This window comes from Peptoniphilus catoniae (assembly GCF_901447155.2).
Lineage (GTDB): Bacteria > Bacillota > Clostridia > Tissierellales > Peptoniphilaceae > Peptoniphilus_E > Peptoniphilus_E catoniae.
Map to the genome: position 1 here is coordinate 382,100 of NZ_LR588413.1, position 21,793 is coordinate 403,892.

The 21,793-nt window shown below is 34.3% G+C and carries 18 protein-coding genes and 1 other annotated feature; of the genes, 4 read left to right on the forward strand and 14 right to left on the reverse strand.

Annotated features, from left to right (window positions below; genetic code table 11):
• Nucleotides 1–11 precede the first annotated feature (11 nt).
• The 7 genes from PEPCATONIAE_RS02045 to PEPCATONIAE_RS02075 all read right to left on the reverse strand — a co-directional run bounded on the left by PEPCATONIAE_RS02045 (nt 12) and on the right by PEPCATONIAE_RS02075 (nt 7,091).
• Nucleotides 12–2,396, reverse strand: a complete 2,385-nt coding sequence (locus tag PEPCATONIAE_RS02045) for a penicillin-binding transpeptidase domain-containing protein (RefSeq protein WP_138159321.1) — start codon at nt 2,394–2,396, stop codon at nt 12–14.
• Nucleotides 2,397–2,406: 10 nt separating this feature from the next.
• Nucleotides 2,407–2,838 (reverse strand): FtsB family cell division protein, encoded by a 432-nt coding sequence (locus PEPCATONIAE_RS02050; protein ID WP_138159322.1) that lies wholly within the window; start codon nt 2,836–2,838, stop codon nt 2,407–2,409.
• Nucleotides 2,839–2,847: 9 nt separating this feature from the next.
• Complete coding sequence (gene rsmH, locus PEPCATONIAE_RS02055) at nt 2,848–3,783, reverse strand: 16S rRNA (cytosine(1402)-N(4))-methyltransferase RsmH (protein WP_138159323.1); 936 nt, start codon at nt 3,781–3,783, stop codon at nt 2,848–2,850.
• A complete protein-coding gene (mraZ, locus tag PEPCATONIAE_RS02060) occupies nt 3,783–4,214 on the reverse strand; it encodes a division/cell wall cluster transcriptional repressor MraZ (protein ID WP_138159324.1) in 432 nt (143 codons plus the stop codon). Before mraZ ends, rsmH begins: the two co-directional genes overlap by 1 nt.
• Nucleotides 4,215–4,379: 165 nt before the next feature.
• Complete coding sequence (locus tag PEPCATONIAE_RS02065; RefSeq protein WP_246060405.1) at nt 4,380–5,807, reverse strand: HAMP domain-containing sensor histidine kinase; 1,428 nt, start codon at nt 5,805–5,807, stop codon at nt 4,380–4,382.
• Nucleotides 5,794–6,465, reverse strand: coding sequence for a response regulator transcription factor (locus PEPCATONIAE_RS02070; RefSeq protein ID WP_138159325.1), 672 nt, complete (start codon nt 6,463–6,465; stop codon nt 5,794–5,796). The genes PEPCATONIAE_RS02065 and PEPCATONIAE_RS02070 overlap by 14 nt, the downstream gene beginning before the upstream one ends.
• 56 nt (nt 6,466–6,521) lie before the next feature.
• On the reverse strand, nt 6,522–7,091 hold the full coding sequence (locus tag PEPCATONIAE_RS02075) for a hydrolase (RefSeq protein ID WP_138159326.1): 570 nt from the start codon (nt 7,089–7,091) through the stop codon (nt 6,522–6,524).
• Nucleotides 7,092–7,197: 106 nt separating this feature from the next.
• Between PEPCATONIAE_RS02075 and galU the strand changes: the two genes are divergently transcribed.
• Nucleotides 7,198–8,046: a UTP--glucose-1-phosphate uridylyltransferase GalU gene (gene galU, locus PEPCATONIAE_RS02080; RefSeq protein WP_138159327.1), complete on the forward strand. Its 849-nt coding sequence runs from the start codon at nt 7,198–7,200 to the stop codon at nt 8,044–8,046.
• A gap of 293 nt (nt 8,047–8,339) precedes the next feature.
• Here galU and PEPCATONIAE_RS02085 read toward each other — a convergent pair whose 3' ends face one another.
• Together PEPCATONIAE_RS02085 and PEPCATONIAE_RS02090 are read right to left on the reverse strand one after the other, a co-directional pair.
• A complete protein-coding gene (locus PEPCATONIAE_RS02085) occupies nt 8,340–9,131 on the reverse strand; it encodes an SDR family oxidoreductase (RefSeq protein WP_138159328.1) in 792 nt (263 codons plus the stop codon).
• Nucleotides 9,132–9,141: 10 nt separating this feature from the next.
• A complete protein-coding gene (locus PEPCATONIAE_RS02090; protein WP_138159329.1) occupies nt 9,142–10,038 on the reverse strand; it encodes a fumarylacetoacetate hydrolase family protein in 897 nt (298 codons plus the stop codon).
• Nucleotides 10,039–10,161: 123 nt separating this feature from the next.
• Here PEPCATONIAE_RS02090 and PEPCATONIAE_RS02095 point away from each other — a divergent pair, with 123 nt between their 5' ends.
• Both PEPCATONIAE_RS02095 and PEPCATONIAE_RS02100 read left to right on the forward strand, forming a co-directional pair.
• Nucleotides 10,162–11,070 (forward strand): LysR family transcriptional regulator, encoded by a 909-nt coding sequence (locus PEPCATONIAE_RS02095; RefSeq protein ID WP_180339338.1) that lies wholly within the window; start codon nt 10,162–10,164, stop codon nt 11,068–11,070.
• A gap of 82 nt (nt 11,071–11,152) precedes the next feature.
• Nucleotides 11,153–12,094, forward strand: a complete 942-nt coding sequence (locus PEPCATONIAE_RS02100) for a hydroxyacid dehydrogenase (RefSeq protein WP_138159331.1) — start codon at nt 11,153–11,155, stop codon at nt 12,092–12,094.
• A gap of 73 nt (nt 12,095–12,167) precedes the next feature.
• Here the strand turns inward: PEPCATONIAE_RS02100 and argH are convergent, their stop codons facing one another.
• From argH to PEPCATONIAE_RS02125, 5 genes are all read right to left on the reverse strand, one after another.
• Complete coding sequence (argH, locus tag PEPCATONIAE_RS02105; protein ID WP_138159332.1) at nt 12,168–13,559, reverse strand: argininosuccinate lyase; 1,392 nt, start codon at nt 13,557–13,559, stop codon at nt 12,168–12,170.
• Nucleotides 13,556–14,767 carry an argininosuccinate synthase gene (locus PEPCATONIAE_RS02110; protein WP_138159333.1) on the reverse strand — a complete coding sequence of 404 codons (1,212 nt, stop codon included), beginning with the start codon at nt 14,765–14,767 and terminating at the stop codon, nt 13,556–13,558. Before PEPCATONIAE_RS02110 ends, argH begins: the two co-directional genes overlap by 4 nt.
• 139 nt (nt 14,768–14,906) lie before the next feature.
• Nucleotides 14,907–15,111 (reverse strand) — a binding site (T-box leader).
• A gap of 53 nt (nt 15,112–15,164) precedes the next feature.
• On the reverse strand, nt 15,165–16,478 hold the full coding sequence (locus PEPCATONIAE_RS02115) for a sodium-dependent transporter (RefSeq protein ID WP_138159334.1): 1,314 nt from the start codon (nt 16,476–16,478) through the stop codon (nt 15,165–15,167).
• A 197-nt stretch (nt 16,479–16,675) separates the two neighbouring features.
• Nucleotides 16,676–18,739 carry an elongation factor G gene (fusA, locus tag PEPCATONIAE_RS02120; protein ID WP_138159335.1) on the reverse strand — a complete coding sequence of 688 codons (2,064 nt, stop codon included), beginning with the start codon at nt 18,737–18,739 and terminating at the stop codon, nt 16,676–16,678.
• An 80-nt stretch (nt 18,740–18,819) separates the two neighbouring features.
• Nucleotides 18,820–20,166 (reverse strand): pyruvate carboxylase subunit B, encoded by a 1,347-nt coding sequence (locus PEPCATONIAE_RS02125; RefSeq protein WP_138159336.1) that lies wholly within the window; start codon nt 20,164–20,166, stop codon nt 18,820–18,822.
• Between the two features lie 146 nt (nt 20,167–20,312).
• Between PEPCATONIAE_RS02125 and brnQ the strand changes: the two genes are divergently transcribed.
• Complete coding sequence (gene brnQ / locus PEPCATONIAE_RS02130; protein ID WP_138159337.1) at nt 20,313–21,602, forward strand: branched-chain amino acid transport system II carrier protein; 1,290 nt, start codon at nt 20,313–20,315, stop codon at nt 21,600–21,602.
• The last annotated feature ends 191 nt before the right edge of the window (nt 21,603–21,793 follow it).

Genomic DNA, 21,793 nt, shown 5'->3' on the forward strand with positions numbered 1-21,793 from the left:
TCTTCACCTATCTAATCTGTTTCATCTAAATTATTTTCTTCTAATTTTTCTTTCTTTCCCTTTTTTTTATTATTGGAATTTTTATCTGTTTTTGATTTTTTATCTTTACTTGAATTTTCAGATTCATTGGAATTATCTGAATCTTTTTTGTCAACTTTTGCAGGAACTGACATCATAAATTCAACTAAACTTGATTTTTCAATTTTACTTCCTGGCTTTACTGATTGAGAAAGAACTTCTCCGCTTCCAAGAACCTTATATTCCAAGTCTAAAGCGTTTAATATGCTATCCAGGTCTTTATCTTTCTTTCCTACAAGATTAGGCATAACCTTAGTGTCTTTATCATTGTCTTCCACATAAAGATCCACTATACTACCTTCAGTTACAACTATTCCCGGTGAAGGATTTTGCCTTATTACTGTTGAGACATCTGTTATATTATCAGAATTTGTATTAAATGTTAAACCTAAATCTACTAGAGATTTTCCGGCATCTGAAAGTAAAAGATTTCTTACATTAGGTACTGTTATTTGATTTTTTTCAGTCTTTTCATCTACTTGTTCGGTTGGCGGTACATTTAGATACTTCAAAGTTTTTGACATTACCTCTCTTGCAGCAGGAACTGCTACAGTTGATGCAAAAAAGTCTCCTTTAGGCTCCTCTACTATAACTAAAACTGTAAGCTTAGGATCATTTAATGGAGCTACTCCTATAAAAGAAGATATGTATTTATTTTCTTCATATCCTCTGCCGTTTTTCTTTGGAATATTTGCAGTACCGGTTTTTCCTCCCACCTGATAACCATCAATCTTGGCAAGTTTACCTGTACCTTCATCAACTACCTTCTTCATTAATTCCTTCATAGTGTCTGATGTAGATTCTGAAATGACCTGTCTCATGGTCTGAGTCTTTGTTTTGGTAATTACATTTCCGTTTTTATCTTCCAATCTATCCACGACTCTTGGAACATTTAATTTTCCTCCGTTGGCTATTGCAGATACGGCATTTATAAGTTGAATAGGTGTTACTGCAACTCCGTGACCATAAGACATGGTTCCAAGTCTTACTGATGAAATTTCATCTGCTGACTCAGGAACTATACCTATAGCTTCAGCTGGAAGGTCTATTCCTGTTTTAGACCCGAAGCCAAAGGCTTTTAAATATTTATAAAACCTTTCTTTGCCAAGCTCCTGTCCTATTTTCACAAAGGATACGTTACAGGATTCTGCTAAGGCTTGAGCCATGGACTTTGAACCTAAATTCTTTGCTGTACAGGTTATTTTTATTCCTATATCTATACTTCCGTTACAGGTGTACTCTTTATTCGGATTGGTGGTGTTTTCTTCAAGGGCTGCCGCAGCTGTAATAAGCTTAAAGGTTGATCCGGGTTCATATTGAGAAGATACACAAATATTATTCCAATTGCTAAACCACTTTTCTTTTTTTTCTTCATCTGTCATTTCTTCCCAAGATTCAACTTGATCTTCTTCAACAGGTTCTTTAGGATTGTTAAGGTCAAAGGAATCACTGTTTGCCATGGCAAGTATTTCCCCTGTTATAGTATCCTGTACTATTATTGATACTTTTTTTGCATTTTGATTTACCTTGGCATTTTCAGCCGCTTCTTCTGCAAATTGTTGTATAGTTGTATCAAGAGTCAGCACAGGATAAAGTCCTTCTTTAGGTGCAAAGTTTTGTTCGTCAGTTAGTGGAATCTGAGCCATGTTGTTATTTTTAATGGATATATTTTTGCCCGGAATTCCCGAAAGTTCCTCGTCATACTTAGACTCAATTCCATATTGCCCGTTGCCTTCATCGTCTGTAAATCCGATTAAATTTGATGCCATATTTCCATATGGGTAAAACCTTTTAACTACATCTTCTATTGAAAGCTTAGCTATTCCCAAAGACCTAAGTTCCAAGGTTTGTTCCCTGGATAAATTTCCGGCTATTTTTACTGTTTTATCACCTTTTAAATGTTTTAAAATTTCTTCGGGATTAACTTCAAGTACAGCAGCTATTTTTTTCGCATCTTCCTCAGTTGTCTTTTTGACATAACTGTTAAATTGAGCTGTATTTTTAAATTTTTCCCTGTCGAAATTCATATTGTAATAGGCGTTACCTCTAGTAACATTTATAGCCATTTCCTTTTTATTTTTGTCGTATATTATACCTCTGTCAGCTTTTACAGTTTCGGTTCTTGTTAACTGATTTAAAGCTCTTCTTGTAAGTTCTTCTCCCTGTACTACATTTATATATAAAAGTTTTACTATTATCGCAATAAATAAAAGAGCCATAAAGAGTAGTAGCAATAATATTTTTGAATTTGCTAGTTCGGACTTCTTATTAAAAAAAGTTCCACTCTTTGGCTCTTTCCTTTTACCTCTTATATTCATAACTACCCCCTCATTTCTTAGTGAAGGATTTTAAAACAGAATAAATAGGGCTAAGAAATACGTTTCTGTTAACGTCTTTTTCTTCCTTATTTTTCTTTATATCTATGTAAACTATTTGATCTTCCTTTGGATATACCATTCCGAGTTTATACATCGCTTCCTTTTCAATTTCGGAAGAACTTTTTATTCCCCTTACTTCAGCTCTAAGTGACATATCGGTTTTTTCAAGCTCGGCGATTTCCGTATCCAAACTGCTTATCTTTTTATCTAAAGCAGATAGCCTGGCATAGGAAATAGTTGCTCCAAGTGAAATTATCATAACAATAACCAGAGTTATAAACAAGGGCTTTTTACTATTTTTATTTAACTTTATTCTTTTTTTTACAGGTTTTCTTGTCTTTTTATTTAATGAAGTACCGAAACCTTTATTCCTTGTAGCCATTGCACACCTCTATATTTTTTCAGCTACTCTAAGCTTAGCACTGTGAGATCTGTTATTGTTTTTTAATTCTTCTTCAGATGGAGTTATGGGCTTTCTCGTTATAATATTAATTTCTCTTTCTTTATCGCAAACACAAACCGGTGCTTCTTTTGGACAAATACAATCTAAAAACTTATACCTGAAAGTGTCTTTGACAATTCTGTCTTCTAAGGAATGAAAAGATATTACACATATCCTGCCTTGTGGTCTAAGCCTGTCAATCATTCTATCGAGGGTGTTTCTAAGAATATTTATCTCATTATTTGTTTCAATTCTAAGGGCCTGAAAGGTTTTTTTCGCTGGATGCCCTTTTTTTCTTCTTGCTGATGCGGGTATTGCATTTTTAATAATTTCAACAAGTTCAAAGGTTGTGGTAATTTTCTTTGTCTTTCTAGCATTAACTATAAATTCCGCTATTCTATTTGCCCATTTTTCGTCTGCATAATCCCAAAGTATTTTTGAAATTTCTTCCTTTGAATAGCCGTTTACTATATCATAGGCACTAAAGGACGAGTCCTGATTCATTCTCATGTCAAGCTTTGCATCAACCTTATAAGAAAATCCTCTATCACCCTTATCAAATTGAAAAGAGCTTACTCCAAGATCCAATAAAAATCCGTCTATTTTTTCAATATTAAGAGAGTCTAATACCTCTTCAAAGTTCTCATAATTAGTTTTAAATAATTTATAGTTGTCAGATATTTGAGACAAGGTTTCCTGTGATTTATTAATTGCGGCAATATCTTGATCTAGTCCTATAAGTAAGCCTTTTTGTCCAAGCTTTTTAAGTATTTCGGAAGAATGTCCTCCTCCACCTACAGTTCCGTCAAGGTATATCCCGTCTTCCTTTATATTTAAAGATTCAATTGTTTCTTTTAATAGTACAGATTCGTGATAAAAATCCATTATATCCCAAGCTCCGCCAACTGTTCAGCCATTTCTTCATAGGACAAGGCTTTCTTATCTTGATAATCTTGCCATTTTTCAAGGCTCCAAACCTCAATCCTTGTACTTAATCCTATAATGACAGCTTCCTTATCAATTTGTGCATGCTCTCTTAAGTTTTGTGGAATTATTACCCTTCCCTGCTTGTCTAAAGACTGGTCAATGGCGCCGGAAAAAAAAGTCCTTACAAAGGATCTTACAGGACCACTTGTCATAGGCAATTCTTTTATTTTGTTTGTTATTTTTTCCCACTCTTCAATTGGATATACAAACAGGCAATTATCTAATCCCTTTGTCATTACAAATTGATCTTTAAGTTCTTCTCTAAACTTTGAAGGTATTATAATTCTGCCCTTGCTATCAATGGAATGTCTAAATTCACCTATTAGCATTTTAACACCATTTTAAACCACATCTAACCACTTCGCTCCACTTAATTACATTTTACAACAAATCTATTAGATTATCCACCTTCTTTTAAAAAATAAATAAAAAAAACAGTTCTTTTCTCTAAAGAATTTAATCTTTAAAGATAAAGAACTGTAATCCTACAATTTTTAAACAGCCTTAGCTCTAAAATAAAATCTGGATCCTTTGTTAAGCTCCGATTCTACTCCATATTCAAATTTATGCATTTCAAAAATATTTTTTACTATATAAAGGCCCAAACCTGTGCCTACTGTTGGCCTGCTGTGATTTGCCCTTGCAGTATAAAATCTATCCCATATATTATTTATGTCGCTTTTATCTATGCCTATTCCCTTATCTATACAGGAAAATTCCACCATACCATTTTTTCCAATTACCTCAAGTCTTATAGTTTTTTCCTTGCCTGAATAGTTAACGGCATTATTAATTAAGTTATATATTGCCTGTTCCAATCTTTTTTTGTCAGCAATAATATGAGTCCTTCCTTCTTTTTTTAATATAAATTCATAGCTTTCCTTAGGTAGACTTTTTTGAAATCTTTCCATAACCTCTTTAGTAATCTCACTTAAATCCACCTCTTCAAGCTTAACCTCTTCAAGGCTTGACTCTATTTTTGAAAGATCCAAAAGATCATTTACAAAATCTGTAAGTCTATCGGCTTCATCAATAATTGTATTTATATGCTTGTCTCTAAGGCTTTTATTATCCCCTGATATGTCCCTTATCATTTCTCCATAGGATTTAATTACAGTTAAGGGAGTTTTCAAATCGTGACTTACATTAGCTACTAAATCCTTTCTTAACTCTATTGTTTTTGTCAACTCATCTGTTGCATAGTTAAGAGTTTTGGACAGGTCATCAATTTCCGTATAGTTAACGTGTTTAAAATGTACCGAATAGTCTCCGCTACCTAATTGCTTTGCAGTCCTTGACATTTCAACAAGGGGCTTGGATAATCTTTTTGAAAAGTAATAGGATAATAATAATCCAAGTAAAAATGCCAAAACAGATACAATCATAAGCATTTTCTTTAATATATCCGTAGTTGAATCTAAAGGCTCAAGTGCAGTTTTAATAGTTATATAATAAGTTGAGGCTCCGGTTTTCCCTAAATAGCCTGCGTAAACTATGGAAGGATTCTCTAGATTCTCAAATCTTGTAATAAATACTCTTGATGGCTTTTTGCCATCCTTTACTCCCTTAAAAAATTCATTAAATGTTTCTTGGTCTATTACCTTAGGGTTTATAATTACATCTATTAAGGTAAGAGGATAGATTAAATGACCTTCCTCATCTATTACCTCAATATTCATTCCCTTCCTTTGGGAGTAGTTAAGAATCTGAGTTTCAAAGTTATCTTTTTCAAACTGTCCCCTTAAATAATCTCCTATTTTAGTTACCTCGTTAATTTTCATAGATTCATAAAATCTATTTAAAAAAACTATTTGCAAGAGCCATAAAAGCAAAAGAATAGCTACTGCAAAAATTGAAAAGTACTTCCAAAAGGTAAACATTATGCTGTTTTTATCAAGTTTTATTTTTTTATTCTCCGGCATCAAATTTATATCCCGTACCTCTAACAGTAACTATAAATCTTCTATAGTCCTTAATTGAATTTCTAAGCATTTTTATATGTGTATCAACAGTTCTGTCGTCTCCATAAAAGTCATATCCCCATACCTTGCTTAAAAGCTTATCTCTGGATAAGGCTATATTTTCATTACTTGCCAAAAAAACAAGTAAATCGTACTCCTTAGGTGTAAGATCGACCTTTTCTCCATCTACATATACAACTCTTCCGTCAAGATCTATTTTAAGTCCTTCAAATTCCAAAACTTCATTTTTGTTTGCCCTTTGATATCTTTTGACAATTACATTTAACCTTGCCATTAATTCCTTGGGAGAAAAGGGCTTTACAACATAATCGTCAATTCCTATTTCAAATCCGAAAAGTTTATCGTACTCTTCCCCTCTCGCTGAAAGCATTAAGACGGGAACATCTTCTATTTTTTTTATCTCCTTGTATGATGAAAATCCGTCAAGTCTTGGCATCATAATATCCATTACTATAACGTCAAACTTGTTTTCCTTACATTTTTCTATTGCATCTATACCGTCTGAAGCTTCCATTACTTCATAGCCTTCAAACTCGGCATAAGTTCTTATAACTTCTCTTATTTTTTCCTCATCATCTACAACTAAAAGTTTATACAATATACATCACCTCAAGCGAATAAATTATATTATATTTTTGTGAAATGAATATGAAATTATAAATTTCCTTTTAGTCCACATATTTCGGCTCTTTCTTGAAGACCTTTAATAGTTTCTTCAAAAATGAAATTCTTTTCAAGACCCAGCATATTTATTCCCTTTAGAATAATATCCCTATCGCAACCTGCGGCAAATTTTTTATCCTTGAATTTTTTATTTAGACTTTTTAGATTAAGATCTAATACGGACTTGCTTGGGCGAAGCAGACAACAAGCATTAATAATTCCTGTTAGTTCATCTATAGTATATAGGGTCTTCTCCATTTTGCTTTCAGGCTTTTCGTCGCTGCAAAGGCCCCAACCATGAGATACTATAGCCCTTGTAATTTCCTCGTCCCATCCTTCAGCTTCTAAGATTTCACGAGTCTTCTTGCAATGTTCATCGGGATACTTTTCGTAATCTAAATCATGACACAAACCAACTATAGAGTACTTGTCAACATCTTCGTCAAAAACCTTGGCAAAATGTATCATAGCAGCTTCCACCTGTAGGGCATGCTTTATTAAGGCTTCAGACTCATTGTATTTTAATAAAAGCTCCATAGCTTCTTCTCTTGTAGGTATCATACTATCACTCCTTATTATTAGTATAATACATCAAAATAATGTTTTTTTAAACAAGCCTTTTTATTTTAACCCCTTGTCTGTGCTATAATTTAACCGAGGTGAAAACATGCAAATAAAAAAAGCCGTAATTCCTGCAGCAGGTTTAGGAACAAGATTTCTTCCCTTCACTAAATCCCTTCCTAAGGAAATGCTGCCTATTATAGATAGACCCTGTATTGATTTTCTTGTTAGAGAAATTGTTGACTGTGGCATAGAGGATATCCTTATTATTTTAAGTAGGGGTAAAGAGTCAATTGTCGACTATTTCGACTCCAACTATGAGCTTGAAGAAAAGCTTGCCCTTAACAATAAAACCGAAGACTTAAAAAAAATTAAAGACTTAAAGGAAATGGCAAATATCCATTTTATAAGACAACATGAGGCGTTAGGCCTGGGTCATGCTGTAAACTGTGCCGCTTCCTTTGTAGGAAATGAGAGTTTTCTTCTGCTTCTTGGAGATGAATTAATTGTAAATGAAAAAAACGCCTCTCAGCAATTAATAGAAAAATATAATCAAGTAGGCGGTTCTATAATTGGACTCTATGAAGTTGATAAAAAGGATGTAAATAAATATGGAATCGTTAAAATGAAGGGAGATAAGATTATCTCCATGGTAGAAAAGCCCGAAATAGAAGAAGCTCCATCAAATCTTGCCATTATTGGAAGATATATTATAGGTCCTGAAATTTTTAAAATCCTGCCGAATTTAAAAAAAGGTGCTAAAAATGAAATTCAGCTTACAGATGGTCTCATTAAGCTTATGGAAAGTGATAGCATTTACGGCCTGCCCATTAAGGGAGAAAGATACGATTTAGGTTCAAAGCTTGGCTACTTAAAGGCAAATTTCGACTTCGCCCTTAAGGATGAAGGTTTAAAGGATGATTTTTTTAACTATGTAAAAGGCAAAATATTTTAATACTAACTATAAGATTGTTTTAGCTTTATCATTTAAAGATCTTCACAGACCATATTTTAAATAGTAAACTCAAAAGTTCTATAAACCCCGTACAATATATTTAAAATGCTTATTACTATAGCCTATTACTTGCATTTAAAAAAACTGTTATTATTCATCAAATCAAATTTCCTTTGCTTTAATTATCATTTTATTTACTATTCATAAAATAATAATTAAATTTTACATTTATATAAGCCTAATAAACAAAAACACCTTGTTTGTAAACAAGGTGTTTCTGTTACTAAGAAGGGTTATAGCGCTTTTACAAGTCCTCCGTCAAGTAGTATTGCTTGTCCTGTTATATAAGTATTTGATGGTGCAAGTAAAAACGCTGCAAGCTTGCCATATTCATCAGGCTTTCCATATCTGCCTAAAGGTATTGTCTTAAAAGTGTTTTTTTGAAGCTCTTCAACACTTATACCTTGCTTGTCTGCTCTCATTTTATCCAAATAATCTATTCTTGCTGTTCCTATTCTTCCGGGTCCTATTACATTACACAAAATGCCGTTTCCGCCTTCTTCTTGGGATACTGTTTTTGAAAGTCCCATTACGCCACTTCTCATGGTGTTGGAAAGTCCCAAGTTAAAAAGTACAGACTTAATTGATGATGATGTGGAGTTTACTATTCTTCCTCCACCGTTTTCTCTCATTTGAGGTACTACTTCTCTCATAACTCTAACATAAGATAAAAGTGTTAAGTCAAAAGCCTTGTACCATATTTCATCGTCAAAGGAAAGAACAGGTCCTGCTGGAGGTCCTCCTGCATTGTTAAAAAGTGAGTAAATTGGTCCAAAGGTATTTACTGTTTCTTTTACCATTGCTTTTATAGCTTCCGGATCTGTCATATCAGCTACAACTGAGCTTACATTATTGTTTCCTGTTTCCTTCTTTATCCAATTTACCTTTTCGTCAAGATTTTCCTTTGAATAGTCACTAAGCATTACCTTAGCGCCTTCTTTGGCAAGCTCCATAGCCACTCCTGATCCAAGTCCGCCACCTGCTGCCAACACTAATGCTACCTTATCTTTTAAACCGTAATCCATGTTTTCCTCCTTATTTCTTAAGTTTCAAATCTACTACAGGATTTTCTAAAGTTCTAAATTCCATTCCTTCTCCTGAAATTCTACATTCAACTGTATCTGAGTCATTTATTGCCACGGCTCTCGGTGTTCCTGTTGATAAAATATCTCCTGGATACCAACCTTGTATGTGAGATATTAAAGAAACTAATTCATCAGGTTGGTGCATCATATTTGATACTACATTTTCAGCATGAACTTCACCATTGTGAACTGTTTGTACCTTAAGCTTAAGAACATCCTCAACTTCATCAGGTGTTACAAGTTCCGGTCCAAAGCTGAAAAAGGTGTCAAAGCCTTTTGCTATAGTTAAAAATCTCGGGTTCTGTCTTAAAATTGACTCTTCTGTCATATCTAGAATAGTTGTATAGCCTGCTACATAATCTTTCCAGTCTTTTTTATCTATAAATTTACACTTTTTACTTATAATTATTCCAAGCTCAGCCTCTGCTGTTGTCTTTTTTGCCTCAGCAAGCTTGGGGATGTGAATTTCATCCTTGTGGCCTACAATAGTTGATGCAGGTTTATAGAAGCTTCCGGGGAAACCTGTAGGAGCTTTTTCTCCAAGGTCTCCTGCATGATCCACATAGTTAAGACCTATACCGAATATTCTTTTTGGATTTCTGTATAAAGGTGCATACACGGCATCTTCAAATTTAATCACTTCTCCTATAGATTCAAGCTTTTCCTTACCTCCATTTTTATACCAATGGTTAAGATCTTCAAGCTCTTCTGTTTCTATTAGAGAAAATATATCAGTCTTCCAATTTTTACTTTCTTTTTTGTTTAAGGTCTCTATAGTTATAAGACCCTTTTCAGTTACTACTGCAGCAACCTCTTTATCTTGAATTTTAATAGTTGATAACCTCATTACCCTTCTCCTTTACTTCTATATCTTTACTCTTATTCTAGCATTAGAAAATTTTTCTGTCTAAGTTTAATATACTTAATATAATATAAGCTTTTTGTTATAATGTTTTATAAGGAGGTCCTTATGAATAAAAAACCTGAATATTTTATAACTATTGTTAAGGAAAAAAGCATAACTAAAGCTGCTGAAAAGCTTTTCGTATCACAACCATATCTTAGTCAATATGTAAGCAGACTTGAAAGTGAGCTTGATACCAAACTTCTTGACAGAAGTAAAAGCCCTATAGAATTAACTGAGGCAGGTAGAATTTATTATAACTATTTGACGGATTCTTCACTTTTAGATAAAAAGCTTTTAATTGAACTTGACAACATTAACAAAAAAAGAAGCTACACTATAAATATAGGCTTCAGCCCTTGGAGAGGGTCTACTCTTTTGCCGGATATCTTCCCTGAATTTTCCCGCAGACACCCTAATATTCAAATAGTCCTTCATGAGCATCCCGTTAATGAAATGGAAGGGCTTATTTCCGATAACAAAATAGACTTTGCAATTATTAACTCTACCTTAAACATCCCCAAGGATATGAATCTTGAAGTAATTTCTTACGAGGATATAAAACTTGCAGCTAACTTGAAAAATCCCCTCACTCAAAAAATCTTAAATCAAAGTGAAAAAGGCAGTCTAAATCCTCTTGATCTTATTGAAGATGAAAGGTTTATCCTACTTAAGCCCGGACTTATTATCTCCAACAAGGTCCATGATTACTTTGAAAAGATAAAATTTGTTCCTAATGAAGTTATCTATACGACAAACAACACTACAGCCCTTAATTTAGTAGCAGCCAACATGGGCTTTTCATTTATAGTTTCTGCTAAAAAAGGAACCCATAAAAACGGGGGTTTAGTTTTTATAGACTTAAAATCCAAGGACCTATTAGTTCCCCTTGTAGTTCTTTATAAGAAAAATTCCTATATTTCTCCTGCTGCAAGAGATTTTATAGATATAGCCAAGCACTACTACAATTCATAACTATATTATTATAATATGATTAGTTATTTAGACTTAGACTTAAATCCTACTTATTGATAGACTTTAGCTTAAGAGGTGACTTATGAAAGGAAAAGTTTTAATTACAGAACAAGTAAGCCAAAAAGGCATTGATTTTTTAATAGATAAAGGTTATGAAATTGTTTTTCCAAAAGGGAAAGATGAAGACTCTTTAATTGAAGCGGCAAAGGACTGTGAAGCTATTTTAGTAAGAATACTTCCTATAAGTAAAAAACTTATAGACTCCTGTCCTAATTTAAAGGTTATTGCTAAACACGGAGTGGGAGTTGACAATATTGACCTTGAGGCTTGCAGAGCAAAGGGAATAAAGGTGGTAAACACTCCTGGTGCAAATTCAAGGTCAGTTGCTGAATACACTATGGCTTTAATTTTATCTTGCGCCAAGCAAATACCTAAAATGGCATCAGCCTATAAAAATGGAAATTTAAAAGCTAAAGACTCTACATCCTTTGTAGAAATTTCAGGAAAGACCTTGGGCGTTTTAGGTCTGGGTAAAATTGGAAGAGAAGTTGCTAATATGGCATCAAAGGGTTTTGGCATGAAGGTCCTTGTTTATGATCCCTTTATTAAAAGTCTGGACTTAGATTTTACCCTTGTAGAGGATAAAGATGAGATATTTAAAGAGGCGGACTATATAAGCATTCACTCCCCCCTTACCGAAGATACAAGACACAGTGTTGGCAAAAGAGAGTTTGACCTTATGAAGGAAACAGCCTACTTAGTTAACTGTTCAAGGGGACCTATTATTAATGAAGACGAGCTTATTGAGGCTTTGAAAAATAAAAAGATTGCCGGAGCAGGTCTTGATGTAACGGAGAAAGAACCTCTTGACCCCTCAAGCGAACTTTTTAAACTTGAAAATGTAATTGTAACTAACCATATAGCTGCTACCACTAAGGAAGCTATGGATGAAATGGTCCTTAGAGCTGCTCGTGGTCTTGATGATGTTTTAGAATCAAGGGAACCCGAATACCTTATTAAGTAAATAAATAAATAAAAAAGATAGATTCTCTTTTGAGTCTATCTTTTTTATTTTATGGTCTATAAATTTTTATATTTCAGTCTACAAGTTTTTTTAATTTTTTTAAATCTCCTTCGGTGATTTCTATTTGCTTTTTGACAGCTTCAGGCGCAGGACCTCCAAATATCTTTCTACCGGCAAGTATATAATTTAAATCTATATATTTATATACATCCTCTTCAAATAAAGGACTAAAGGTTTTAAGCTCACTAAGATCAAGTTCATTTAGACTTTTAGACTTGTCTATACAATACCTTACCAGCTCTCCTGTTATCTTATATGCATCTCTAAAGGCAAGTCCCTTTTTAACTAAATAGTCAGCCATGTCCGTTGCGTTGATAAAGCCTTTATGTGCCATCTCATTCATTCTTTCTATATTAGGCTTCATGGTTTTTACCATTCCCATAAAAACTTTAGTAGCCAAGATACAGGTGTCTACACTGTCAAATAGATAAACCTTATCCTCCTGCATATCCTTGTTGTAGCAAAGAGGTATGCCCTTTAACATAGTCATGGCACCGTTTAAATTGCCGTAAACCCTGGCACATTTTCCCCTAATTAACTCAGCCATATCGGGATTTTTCTTTTGAGGCATTATAGATGATCCTGTAGAATAAGCCTCATCAAGGGATATAAAAGCAAATTCCTGTGATGCGAAAAGAATTATCTCTTCGCTAAATCTTGAAAGGTGCATCATAAAGGTTGAAATATTAAATAGAATTTCCAATACATGGTCCCTGTCAGACACTGAATCCATACTGTTTAAAGTTGGAGAATCAAAGCCCAGGTTTTTTGCTGTAAAGTCCCTGTCTATATTATAGGTTGTAGTGGCAAGGGCCCCTGCTCCCAAAGGACAGGTTGACATTCTCAAGTAGGCGTCTTTAAATCTTTCAATATCTCTTTTAATCATTTGCACATATGCCATAAGATGATGGGCTAAAGTGACAGGCTGTGCTATTTGAAGATGAGTATATCCGGGCATTATTGTATCTAAATTATCCTTTGCCAAGTCTATTAAAACATCTTCAAGATTAAAAAGAAGTTTTATAATTTCCTTACACTTTTCTCTAGTGTAAAGTTTAACATCAAGGGCCACCTGGTCATTTCTTGATCTTGATGTGTGAAGCCTTTTACCTGCATCGCCAACTCTTTTAGTCAGCTCCTCCTCCACAAACATGTGAATATCTTCAGCTCCATAATCTATAGTAAGAGCCCCTTCTTTTATATCCTTAAGTATTGTTAAAAGACCCTTTGTAATTTTTTCAAAGTCTTCTTTGCTGATTATTCCCTGTCTAAACAGCATTTCACTGTGCACTAAAGACCCTTTTATATCCACCTCATAAAGTCTGAAATCCACGCCTATAGAACTGTTAAAGGCATGAGCTTCTAAATCTGTTTCCTTTTCAAATCTTCCCTTTAATACTTTCATTTAGTTTTTTCCTCCATAATAGTTTGTATCTTACTAGGCAGTGAAAATAGGTTTACAAAGCCTTGTGAATCTTCCTGATTATATACACTGTCTTCACCGAAGGTGGCAAAATCTTTATTAAATAGTGAATAGTCTGAACTTACTCCGGCAGGAATAATATTGCCCTTATAAAGTTTAAGTCTTACCTTCCCATTTACATTCTTTTGAGTAAAATCTACAAAAGCTCCTAAAGCTTGTCTTAACTTTGAATGCCATAGACCTTCATAAATAAGATTTGCATACTTAATTGCTACTGTCGCCTTATAGTTTATCATATCTCTGTCCATAGTTAAGGACTCTAAAATTTCGTGGCCCTTATATAATATAGCTCCACCACTGTTTTCATAAATGCCCCTTACTTTAATCCCGACTATACGATCTTCTATAATGTCATCTATACCTATGGCATGATTTGCACCTATTTCATTTAGCTTGGCAAGCATATCCACAGGCTTTAATTCCTCTCCGTTTAATTTAACGGCAATGCCCTCTTTAAATTCTAATTCAATATATTCAGCCTCATTGGAAGCTTCCTCATAGGTTTTGCAAATAGACAGTACCTTTGAATAATCAGGTTCATTTATAGGATCTTCCAAATCCAAACCCTCATGAGATATGTGGAAAAGATTTCTATCCTCAGAATATACTCTACCCTTGTTGGAATTGATTTTTATATTATGAGAGGCGGCATAAGCTTCCTCATCTTCTCTTGACTTAAGCTCCCAATATCTCCAGGGTGCTAAAATTTTTATATAGGGATCAAAATGTCTAATGGCGGTTTCAAAACGTATCTGGTCGTTTCCCTTACCTGTACAACCGTGAACTATGGCATCTGCTCCTTCCTTATGAGCTATTCTAACCATTTCTTCAGCTATAATAGGCCTTGCAAAGGCGGTTCCCAGCAAGTAATTGTTTTCATATTTTGCCCCTGACTTTATAGTTTCAAATACAAAGTCTTCTACAAACTTATTTTTTAAATCAGATATATAAACCTTACTTGCTCCCGTCTTTTTTGCCTTTTCCTCTAAACCGCAAAGCTCACTACCTTGACCTAAATCTGCAGCTACTGCTATTACCTCACAACCGTAATTCTCAATTAGCCATGAAATCATAACTGAGGTATCAAGTCCTCCTGAATATGCCAGCACTACCTTCTTAACTTCCGTCATTTTTTCCTCCTAATTAAAAAATCTCCTTTTCTTACGAAAAAGAGACGAACAAATCGCGGTACCACTCTACTTGAAAATTTCCAAAAAGCTTACCGCAATTATAAAGGTAGATAATAAAAAAATCTCTTTCTCACAAGGAGAAAGAGACGAATAAATCGCGGTACCACTCTTTTTTGGAAAATACTTCCCACTCATAGTTTAACGAAAACTTTACGCATCCTGCTTGCTCAAGCTCACAAGATGATCTCCATGGCCCTCTTGATTGGGATTAGGCTGTTGAATTTCACCAAACATCAACTCTCTTAAAATACCTTGATCCTTCTCATCCACTTCATTGATTTTAAATAATTTCATCCATGATACTAAATTAAAGTTAAACTGTCAATGCTTTTTTAAATTAAAATGATATTCCTTTAATTAAAGCTATTAAACATAAAATTGTTGCTAGAGGCACATACACATATTTACCCATAGCATGCCAAAAATCTCCACGTTTCTTCTTTGAACCGTCGTTTATCTCATCAAGAAGTTCTTCTTTTCTTAGAATCCAAAACCAGGATACAGATCCGATAACCGCACCGATAGGAATAATATAAATAGAAACAAGGTCCATCCAAGGTCCCCAAGTTGATATGGCGTGCATATTTACACTAATTGCAAAAAGCAGAAGTGTAAGTATTGCAAGGACAGTATTTCTTTTAAGCTTTGGAAATTTATGAAGAATAGATTCAACCACAACTTCAAGCATATTTTGAAGTGAGCTTATTCCACCAAATACAACAGCTAGAAATAAAATTACTGCAAAGAGCCTTCCAAATGCCATGTCCTGAAGAATCTTAGGAAGAGTTTCAAATAAAAGACCCGGTCCGGATTTAAGATCCATATTATAGGCAAAACAAGCTGGAATAATTACAAGAGCTGATACAATAGCAGCTATTGTATCAAAAAACGCCGTGTTTTCAGATGATCTTACTATATCCTCTCCTTTTTCCAAATATGATCCGTAAACTATCATACCGCTACCTGTAACAGACAGGGAGAAAAAGGCTTGACCCATGGCAAATATCCATACCTCAGGATTTAAAAGCTCCTCAAATCTGGGCTTAAACATAAACTCATAGCCTTGAATAGAATTATCTAAAAATAAAACTCTAACTGCTAAAATCAAAAACAATATGAAAAACAAGGGCATCATAATTTTATTTGTCTTTTCAATGCTTTGTGCTCCTACTAAAAGAGTTGCAGCTACAGAAAGTATTATTGCAATGTGATAGGGTACAACTGAATAAGCCCTACTTGAAAAATCAGCAAACCAAGTGGAAGTATCAACAGTCATAAGGCTTCCTGTTAAGGCTTCAACTAAAGCTTTAAGAACATAGGCTACAATAACTGAATATCCAAGAGCTATACAAAATGAGCCTATTAAAGGTATCCAGCCTATAAATTTTGCAGCCTTATTAAATCCCCTTTTCTTCCAAACATATTCATAGGAGCCCAGGGTGCCTGTACCGGTTCTTCTGCCTATAGCATACTCCGCACTAAGACCTACATAAGAAAATAAAATTACAAATATAATATATGGTATTAAAAATGCTGAACCTCCAAGAGATCCCATTCTAAATGGAAAGCCCCATACATTGGCCATACCCACTGCACTACCTACACAAGCAAGGACGAATCCCCACCTACTTGAAAAATTTTTATCTTTCACTTTACTATTCCTTTCATAATATTTCCTTACGAGAATATCACATTTTACCCTAAAAGTAAATCGCTAATTTAAAGGACTAAAATAAAGTATTATTACTTATAGTTAAAAAATTAAAATTTTTAAATTCTCTATAAATTTACAAAAAAATATTGCAGACTAAGCTGCAATATTTAATAAGATTTTTAATTGTATAATATTTAATCTTCCTTTTGTTTTGCCTTTTCTATTATTTTTTCAGCAATTGCTGTAGGAACTTCTTCATATCTTACAAATTCCATACTAAAAGTACCCCTACCTTGAGTCATGGCTCTTAGGTCTATTGAGTATTCAAACATTTCAGCTTGAGGAGCTTCTGCAATTAAAACCTGTGAACCGTCGCTTTGTTGATCCATTCCTAATATTCTTCCACGACGTTTATTCATATCACCCATTACATCTCCAAGATATGAATCAGGTATTGTTACCTCAACCTTCATTATAGGTTCAAGAAGAACTGGTTTTGCTTCTTCCATACCTTTTTTAAAGGCAAGAGATGCAGCTATTTTAAAGGACATTTCATTAGAGTCTACATCATGGTAGGATCCATCATATAAAACCGCTTTAAAGTTTGTTACAGGATAGCCTGCAAGAACTCCCTTTTCCTTGGACTCGATTATACCCTTTTCAACTGCAGGGAAATAATTCTTAGGTACTGAACCGCCAAATACTTCTTCATCAAAAACAAATTCTTCTTCTGAAGGTTCAAATCTTATCCATACATCTCCATATTGTCCTGCTCCTCCTGATTGCTTTTTGTGCTTACCTTGAACGGAGGCTGTGCCCTTTATTGTCTCTCTATAAGGAATTATAAATGGAATAATATTTACCTCTACTCCGAAAATATTTTTTAACTTTTCAAGAATTACATCAAGCTGAACTTGTCCTTGTCCACCTATAGTAAGTTGTTTAGTTTCAGCATTTCTTTCTATAACAAAGCTTGGATCTTCTTCCTTTAACTTTCTAAGAGAAGTTGAAAGTTTTTCTTCATCTCCCTTTGTCTTAGGTTCAATTGCATAATACAAAACAGCTGCGGGATATTTTATTTTCTTATAAACTATCTTACTTGCCTTATCACATAGAGTATCTCCTGTTTCAGTAGCAGAGAGCTTTGTAGTTGCTCCAATATCTCCGGCTTGTATTTCTTCTACTTCAATTTGCTTTTTACCTCTTATTACATATAATCCTCCAAGCTTTTCAGTAGTGTCCTTAGTTGAATTATATAAAACTGTATCCTTGTCAAGCTTACCGGATATTACCTTAAATATTGAAATTTTTCCTACAAATGGGTCAGTTATAGTTTTAAATACAGCAGCTGAGAAAGGTTCATTTACAGATACTTTCTTTTTATCTCCGCTTTCAACTCTAAATCCCATATGGGCTCTTTCATCATCAGGTGAAGGCATATAGTTTACAATTGTATTTAAAAGTATATCTATACCTATTCCCTTTTCTCCTGAGCCTACAAGTAAAGGTACAGCATCTCCTGATATAAGAGCTGAAGTAACTCCTCTTAATAGGTCTTCACGAGTAAACTTTTCCCCTGAAAAATATTTTTCCATTAGAACTTCATCAGAGCCTGCAACGACTTCTGCGATTTCTTCATACATTCTTTCAGTTGCCTTTACTTGATCGTGAGTAAGCTCAACTTCTTCAGGTGCTCCATTTTTATATTTAAAACCCTTTTGGTAAATTACATCAGTTACCCCTTCAAAGCTTTCCCCTTCTCCTATAGGCACTGAGAAAGGTATAACCTTCTTTCCGAAGTAGGATTCAAGTTCTTCCATAAGCTTTCTGAAGTTTACATTTTCACCATCTATTTTGTTTATAAATATGATTCTTGGAAGACCTATGTTTTCAGTATATTTCCACATTCTTTCAGTGCCTACTTCAACACCTGATGCAGCGTCTATGACCATTAGTACCGCTTCAGATGCACGTAAAGCTCCATAAGCCTCTCCCACAAAGTCAAGATAACCCGGAGTATCAATTATGTTTACCTTATAATTTCTCCACTCTACAGGTATAACGCTTGTACCTATTGATGTTCCTCTTTCCATTTCCTCTTTGCTGAAATCGCTAAGAGTATTTTTATCAGAAACATTTCCGAGTTTTTTAGTTGCTCCGGTTTGAAACAGCATAGCTTCAGTAAGATTGGTTTTTCCACTTCCACTATGCCCTACCAAAGCCAAGTTTCTAACCATTTCCGTTGTGTAAACTTTCATTCAATAACCTCCTCTATATAATTTTTCTTGAAATCGTTTTACCTTTCAATTATATCATATATTTATGATTTTTATATATCTTAATTTTTATACTTTTCTTCAAGGAAGCTCTTGCCCACTTCAGGGAAAAGTATATAGGTTAATAGGTCTTCATCAGTTTTTGCCAGGTCTCCTATTTGAGCCTTGGACTTTTCAAGAACAGGCTCCAAATAATCGGCAGGCCTTTTAGTTATAACCTCAGCATCGCCTATTATTGATTTTCTAAAATCCTCATCAATTTTTATAGGACTTAAACCATATAATCCTTTTAAATAGTCCTTAATTTCTGTAGGTACCATTTTATATCTTTCTCCGGTAATTACATTAAAAGCTGCCTGAGTACCTACCATTTGACTCATAGGAGTTACTAAAGGAGGATATCCTAAGTCCCTTCTTACTCTTGGTATCTCTTCAAGAACCCTGTTAAATTTATCAATTTGTTTTAAATTTACCATTTGATTGTATAGATTTGAAAGCATACCTCCGGGAACTTGATATATCAACCCTCTTGGATCAACTGAAAGCATTTTAACAGGCAAAAGTTTTTCATCTATATATTTACTCCTAAGATCTTGGAAATATTCGGCCAAGTCCTCAAGAACAGATATATTAAGACCTGATTCAAAGCCTCTTTCCCTTACAAGCATATGCATGGATTCAGTGGCAGGTTGAGATGTTCCGCCTGAAAAAGATGAAATCGCCGTATCCATTATGTCAATTCCCGCTTCCATAGATTTAAGATAAGTCATTTGTGCCATGCCTGTAGTACAGTGACTGTGTATTTCAATAGGCTTGCAGGTTAATTTTTTTAATCTTTCCACAAGGCTATAGGCCTCATAAGGCATAAGGATACCTGACATATCCTTAATAGCAATAGAGTCCGCTCCCATTTCAAGAACATCTTTGCAGAACTTTTCATAGTACTCTATAGTGTGTACTCTTGATATAGTATATGAAATAGCTACTTGAGCATGCGCTCCATATTTCTTTATTGACTTAATTGAAGTCTCAAGATTTCTCACATCATTTAAAGCATCAAATACCCTTATAATATCAATTCCGTTTTTTATAGATAGCTCTATAAATTTTTCAACTACATCATCAGGATAGTTTCTATAACCTAATAGATTTTGTCCCCTAAGAAGCATTTGAGTCTTAGTGTTTTTTAGCTTTGACTTTATATTTCTAAGTCTTTGCCAGGGATCCTCATTTAAAAATCTTATACAGGTATCAAAAGTTGCACCACCCCAACACTCTACAGCCTTGTACCCGGCCTTATCTATAAGATTAAGTACATCTTTAAAGTCATCATATTTGAGCCTTGTAGCCATTAAGCTTTGATGAGCATCTCTCAAGGTAGTGTCTACAAATTCTATTTCTCTAGTCATTGCGCACCTCTTTCTTTATTCTCTTCTATAAGGATATCACAAATCCATCTAATATAGAATTATTATAATTAATTGAAGGCTCTATAATTATTTATCTGTTGAAAGGGGTAAATCTATGGTATAATTTTTTTCATTAGGAGGTTATTATGAACAAGAAAAAATTATTTTTAGTTTCAGGTTTCGCTTTGTTTTCCATGTTTTTTGGAGCCGGCAACCTGATTTTCCCACCGACTTTAGGATCCTGGGTAGGAGACAACTATGTTTCTTCCACTATAGGATTCTCACTTACAGGAGTAGGTCTTGTAATGCTTGGAGTTATTGCAACTACTAAAGCAGGTGGACAACTTGAAGACGTATCAAGTAAACTTGGTTCTAAATTTGCACTTTTATTCGGAACTCTTATATTATTGTCTATAGGACCCGGACTTGCTATTCCAAGAACCGCAGCTACTACCCACGAACTTATACAAGCAAGCCTAATTGAAAATCTAAGCCCGCTTCTATCAGCGGTAATCTTTTTTGGAATTGTTTTATTTTTTGTACTTAGGCCTGCAAATATTATTGATGATCTTGGAAAGATTTTAACTCCGGCATTGCTTTTGCTATTATTGGTTTTAATTTTTAAAGGAATTGCAGCTCCAATTGCCCTGCCTGTTGCAACCGACTTTGAAAATACCTTCAGCAAAAGCTTTGAAGAGGGTTATCAGACTATGGACGCCCTGGCATCTCTTGCCTTTACAGCAATAATTATAAAAGGATTTGAACTTAAGGGCCTTACAGATAGAAAAGAAATTTTCAGTCTTACCGTTAAATCCGGTGCAATTGCAGCCATTGGCTTATGTATAGTTTATGGAGGTTTATTGTACCTTGGAGCCAGCATTTCAGGCATAGACCTTGGAGAAATATCAAGAGTAGAGCGTTTAATTTATATAGCTGACAATCTTCTAGGCTATACCGGAGCTCTTATTATGGCGGGGATTATGATTCTTGCTTGCTTAACTACAGCAATAGGACTTACATCAGCCTTTAGTGACTTTTTCAGCAGAATGACAAATAACAAAATCCCTTACAATGTTTGGGCAATTATATCAGCAGTTTTCAGCGGTTATATGGCTCTTGGCGGAGTTGAATCAATAGTAAAAATTTCAGTTCCTGTTTTACTTGCTATGTATCCGGTTACAATAGTTTTGATATTCTTAAATCTTTTCTCAGATACCTTTAAGAAAAGAGCAACCTATATGGGCGGAGTCCTTGGAGCGCTTCTTCCTACAATATTTAAAATACTTGGGGCATTAGGTCTACCTGTAGGCTTTGTAGATTCCTTTAATGAACTCTTCCCGGAAGCAATAAGATCCTTTGTATGGGTTATACCTACAGTTGTTTTAGCAGTTATCTTTACAATGACTTTAGGAAGAAACGAAAAGGTAACAGAATAAAAATTATATATTATTAAAAGAGAGACTTTTAGCGAAAGATCTCTCTTTTTTTATGAGATCTCTACATGCAGTCGTCAGGGCTCCTTTAGTCGAGATGACTTGACTAAATATCTTACACTTTCTTTGTGGTGGGCTAAACAAACTATGACCTTTTCATCAACTTACTCTTTCCCCAATAATTTTAACCTAGT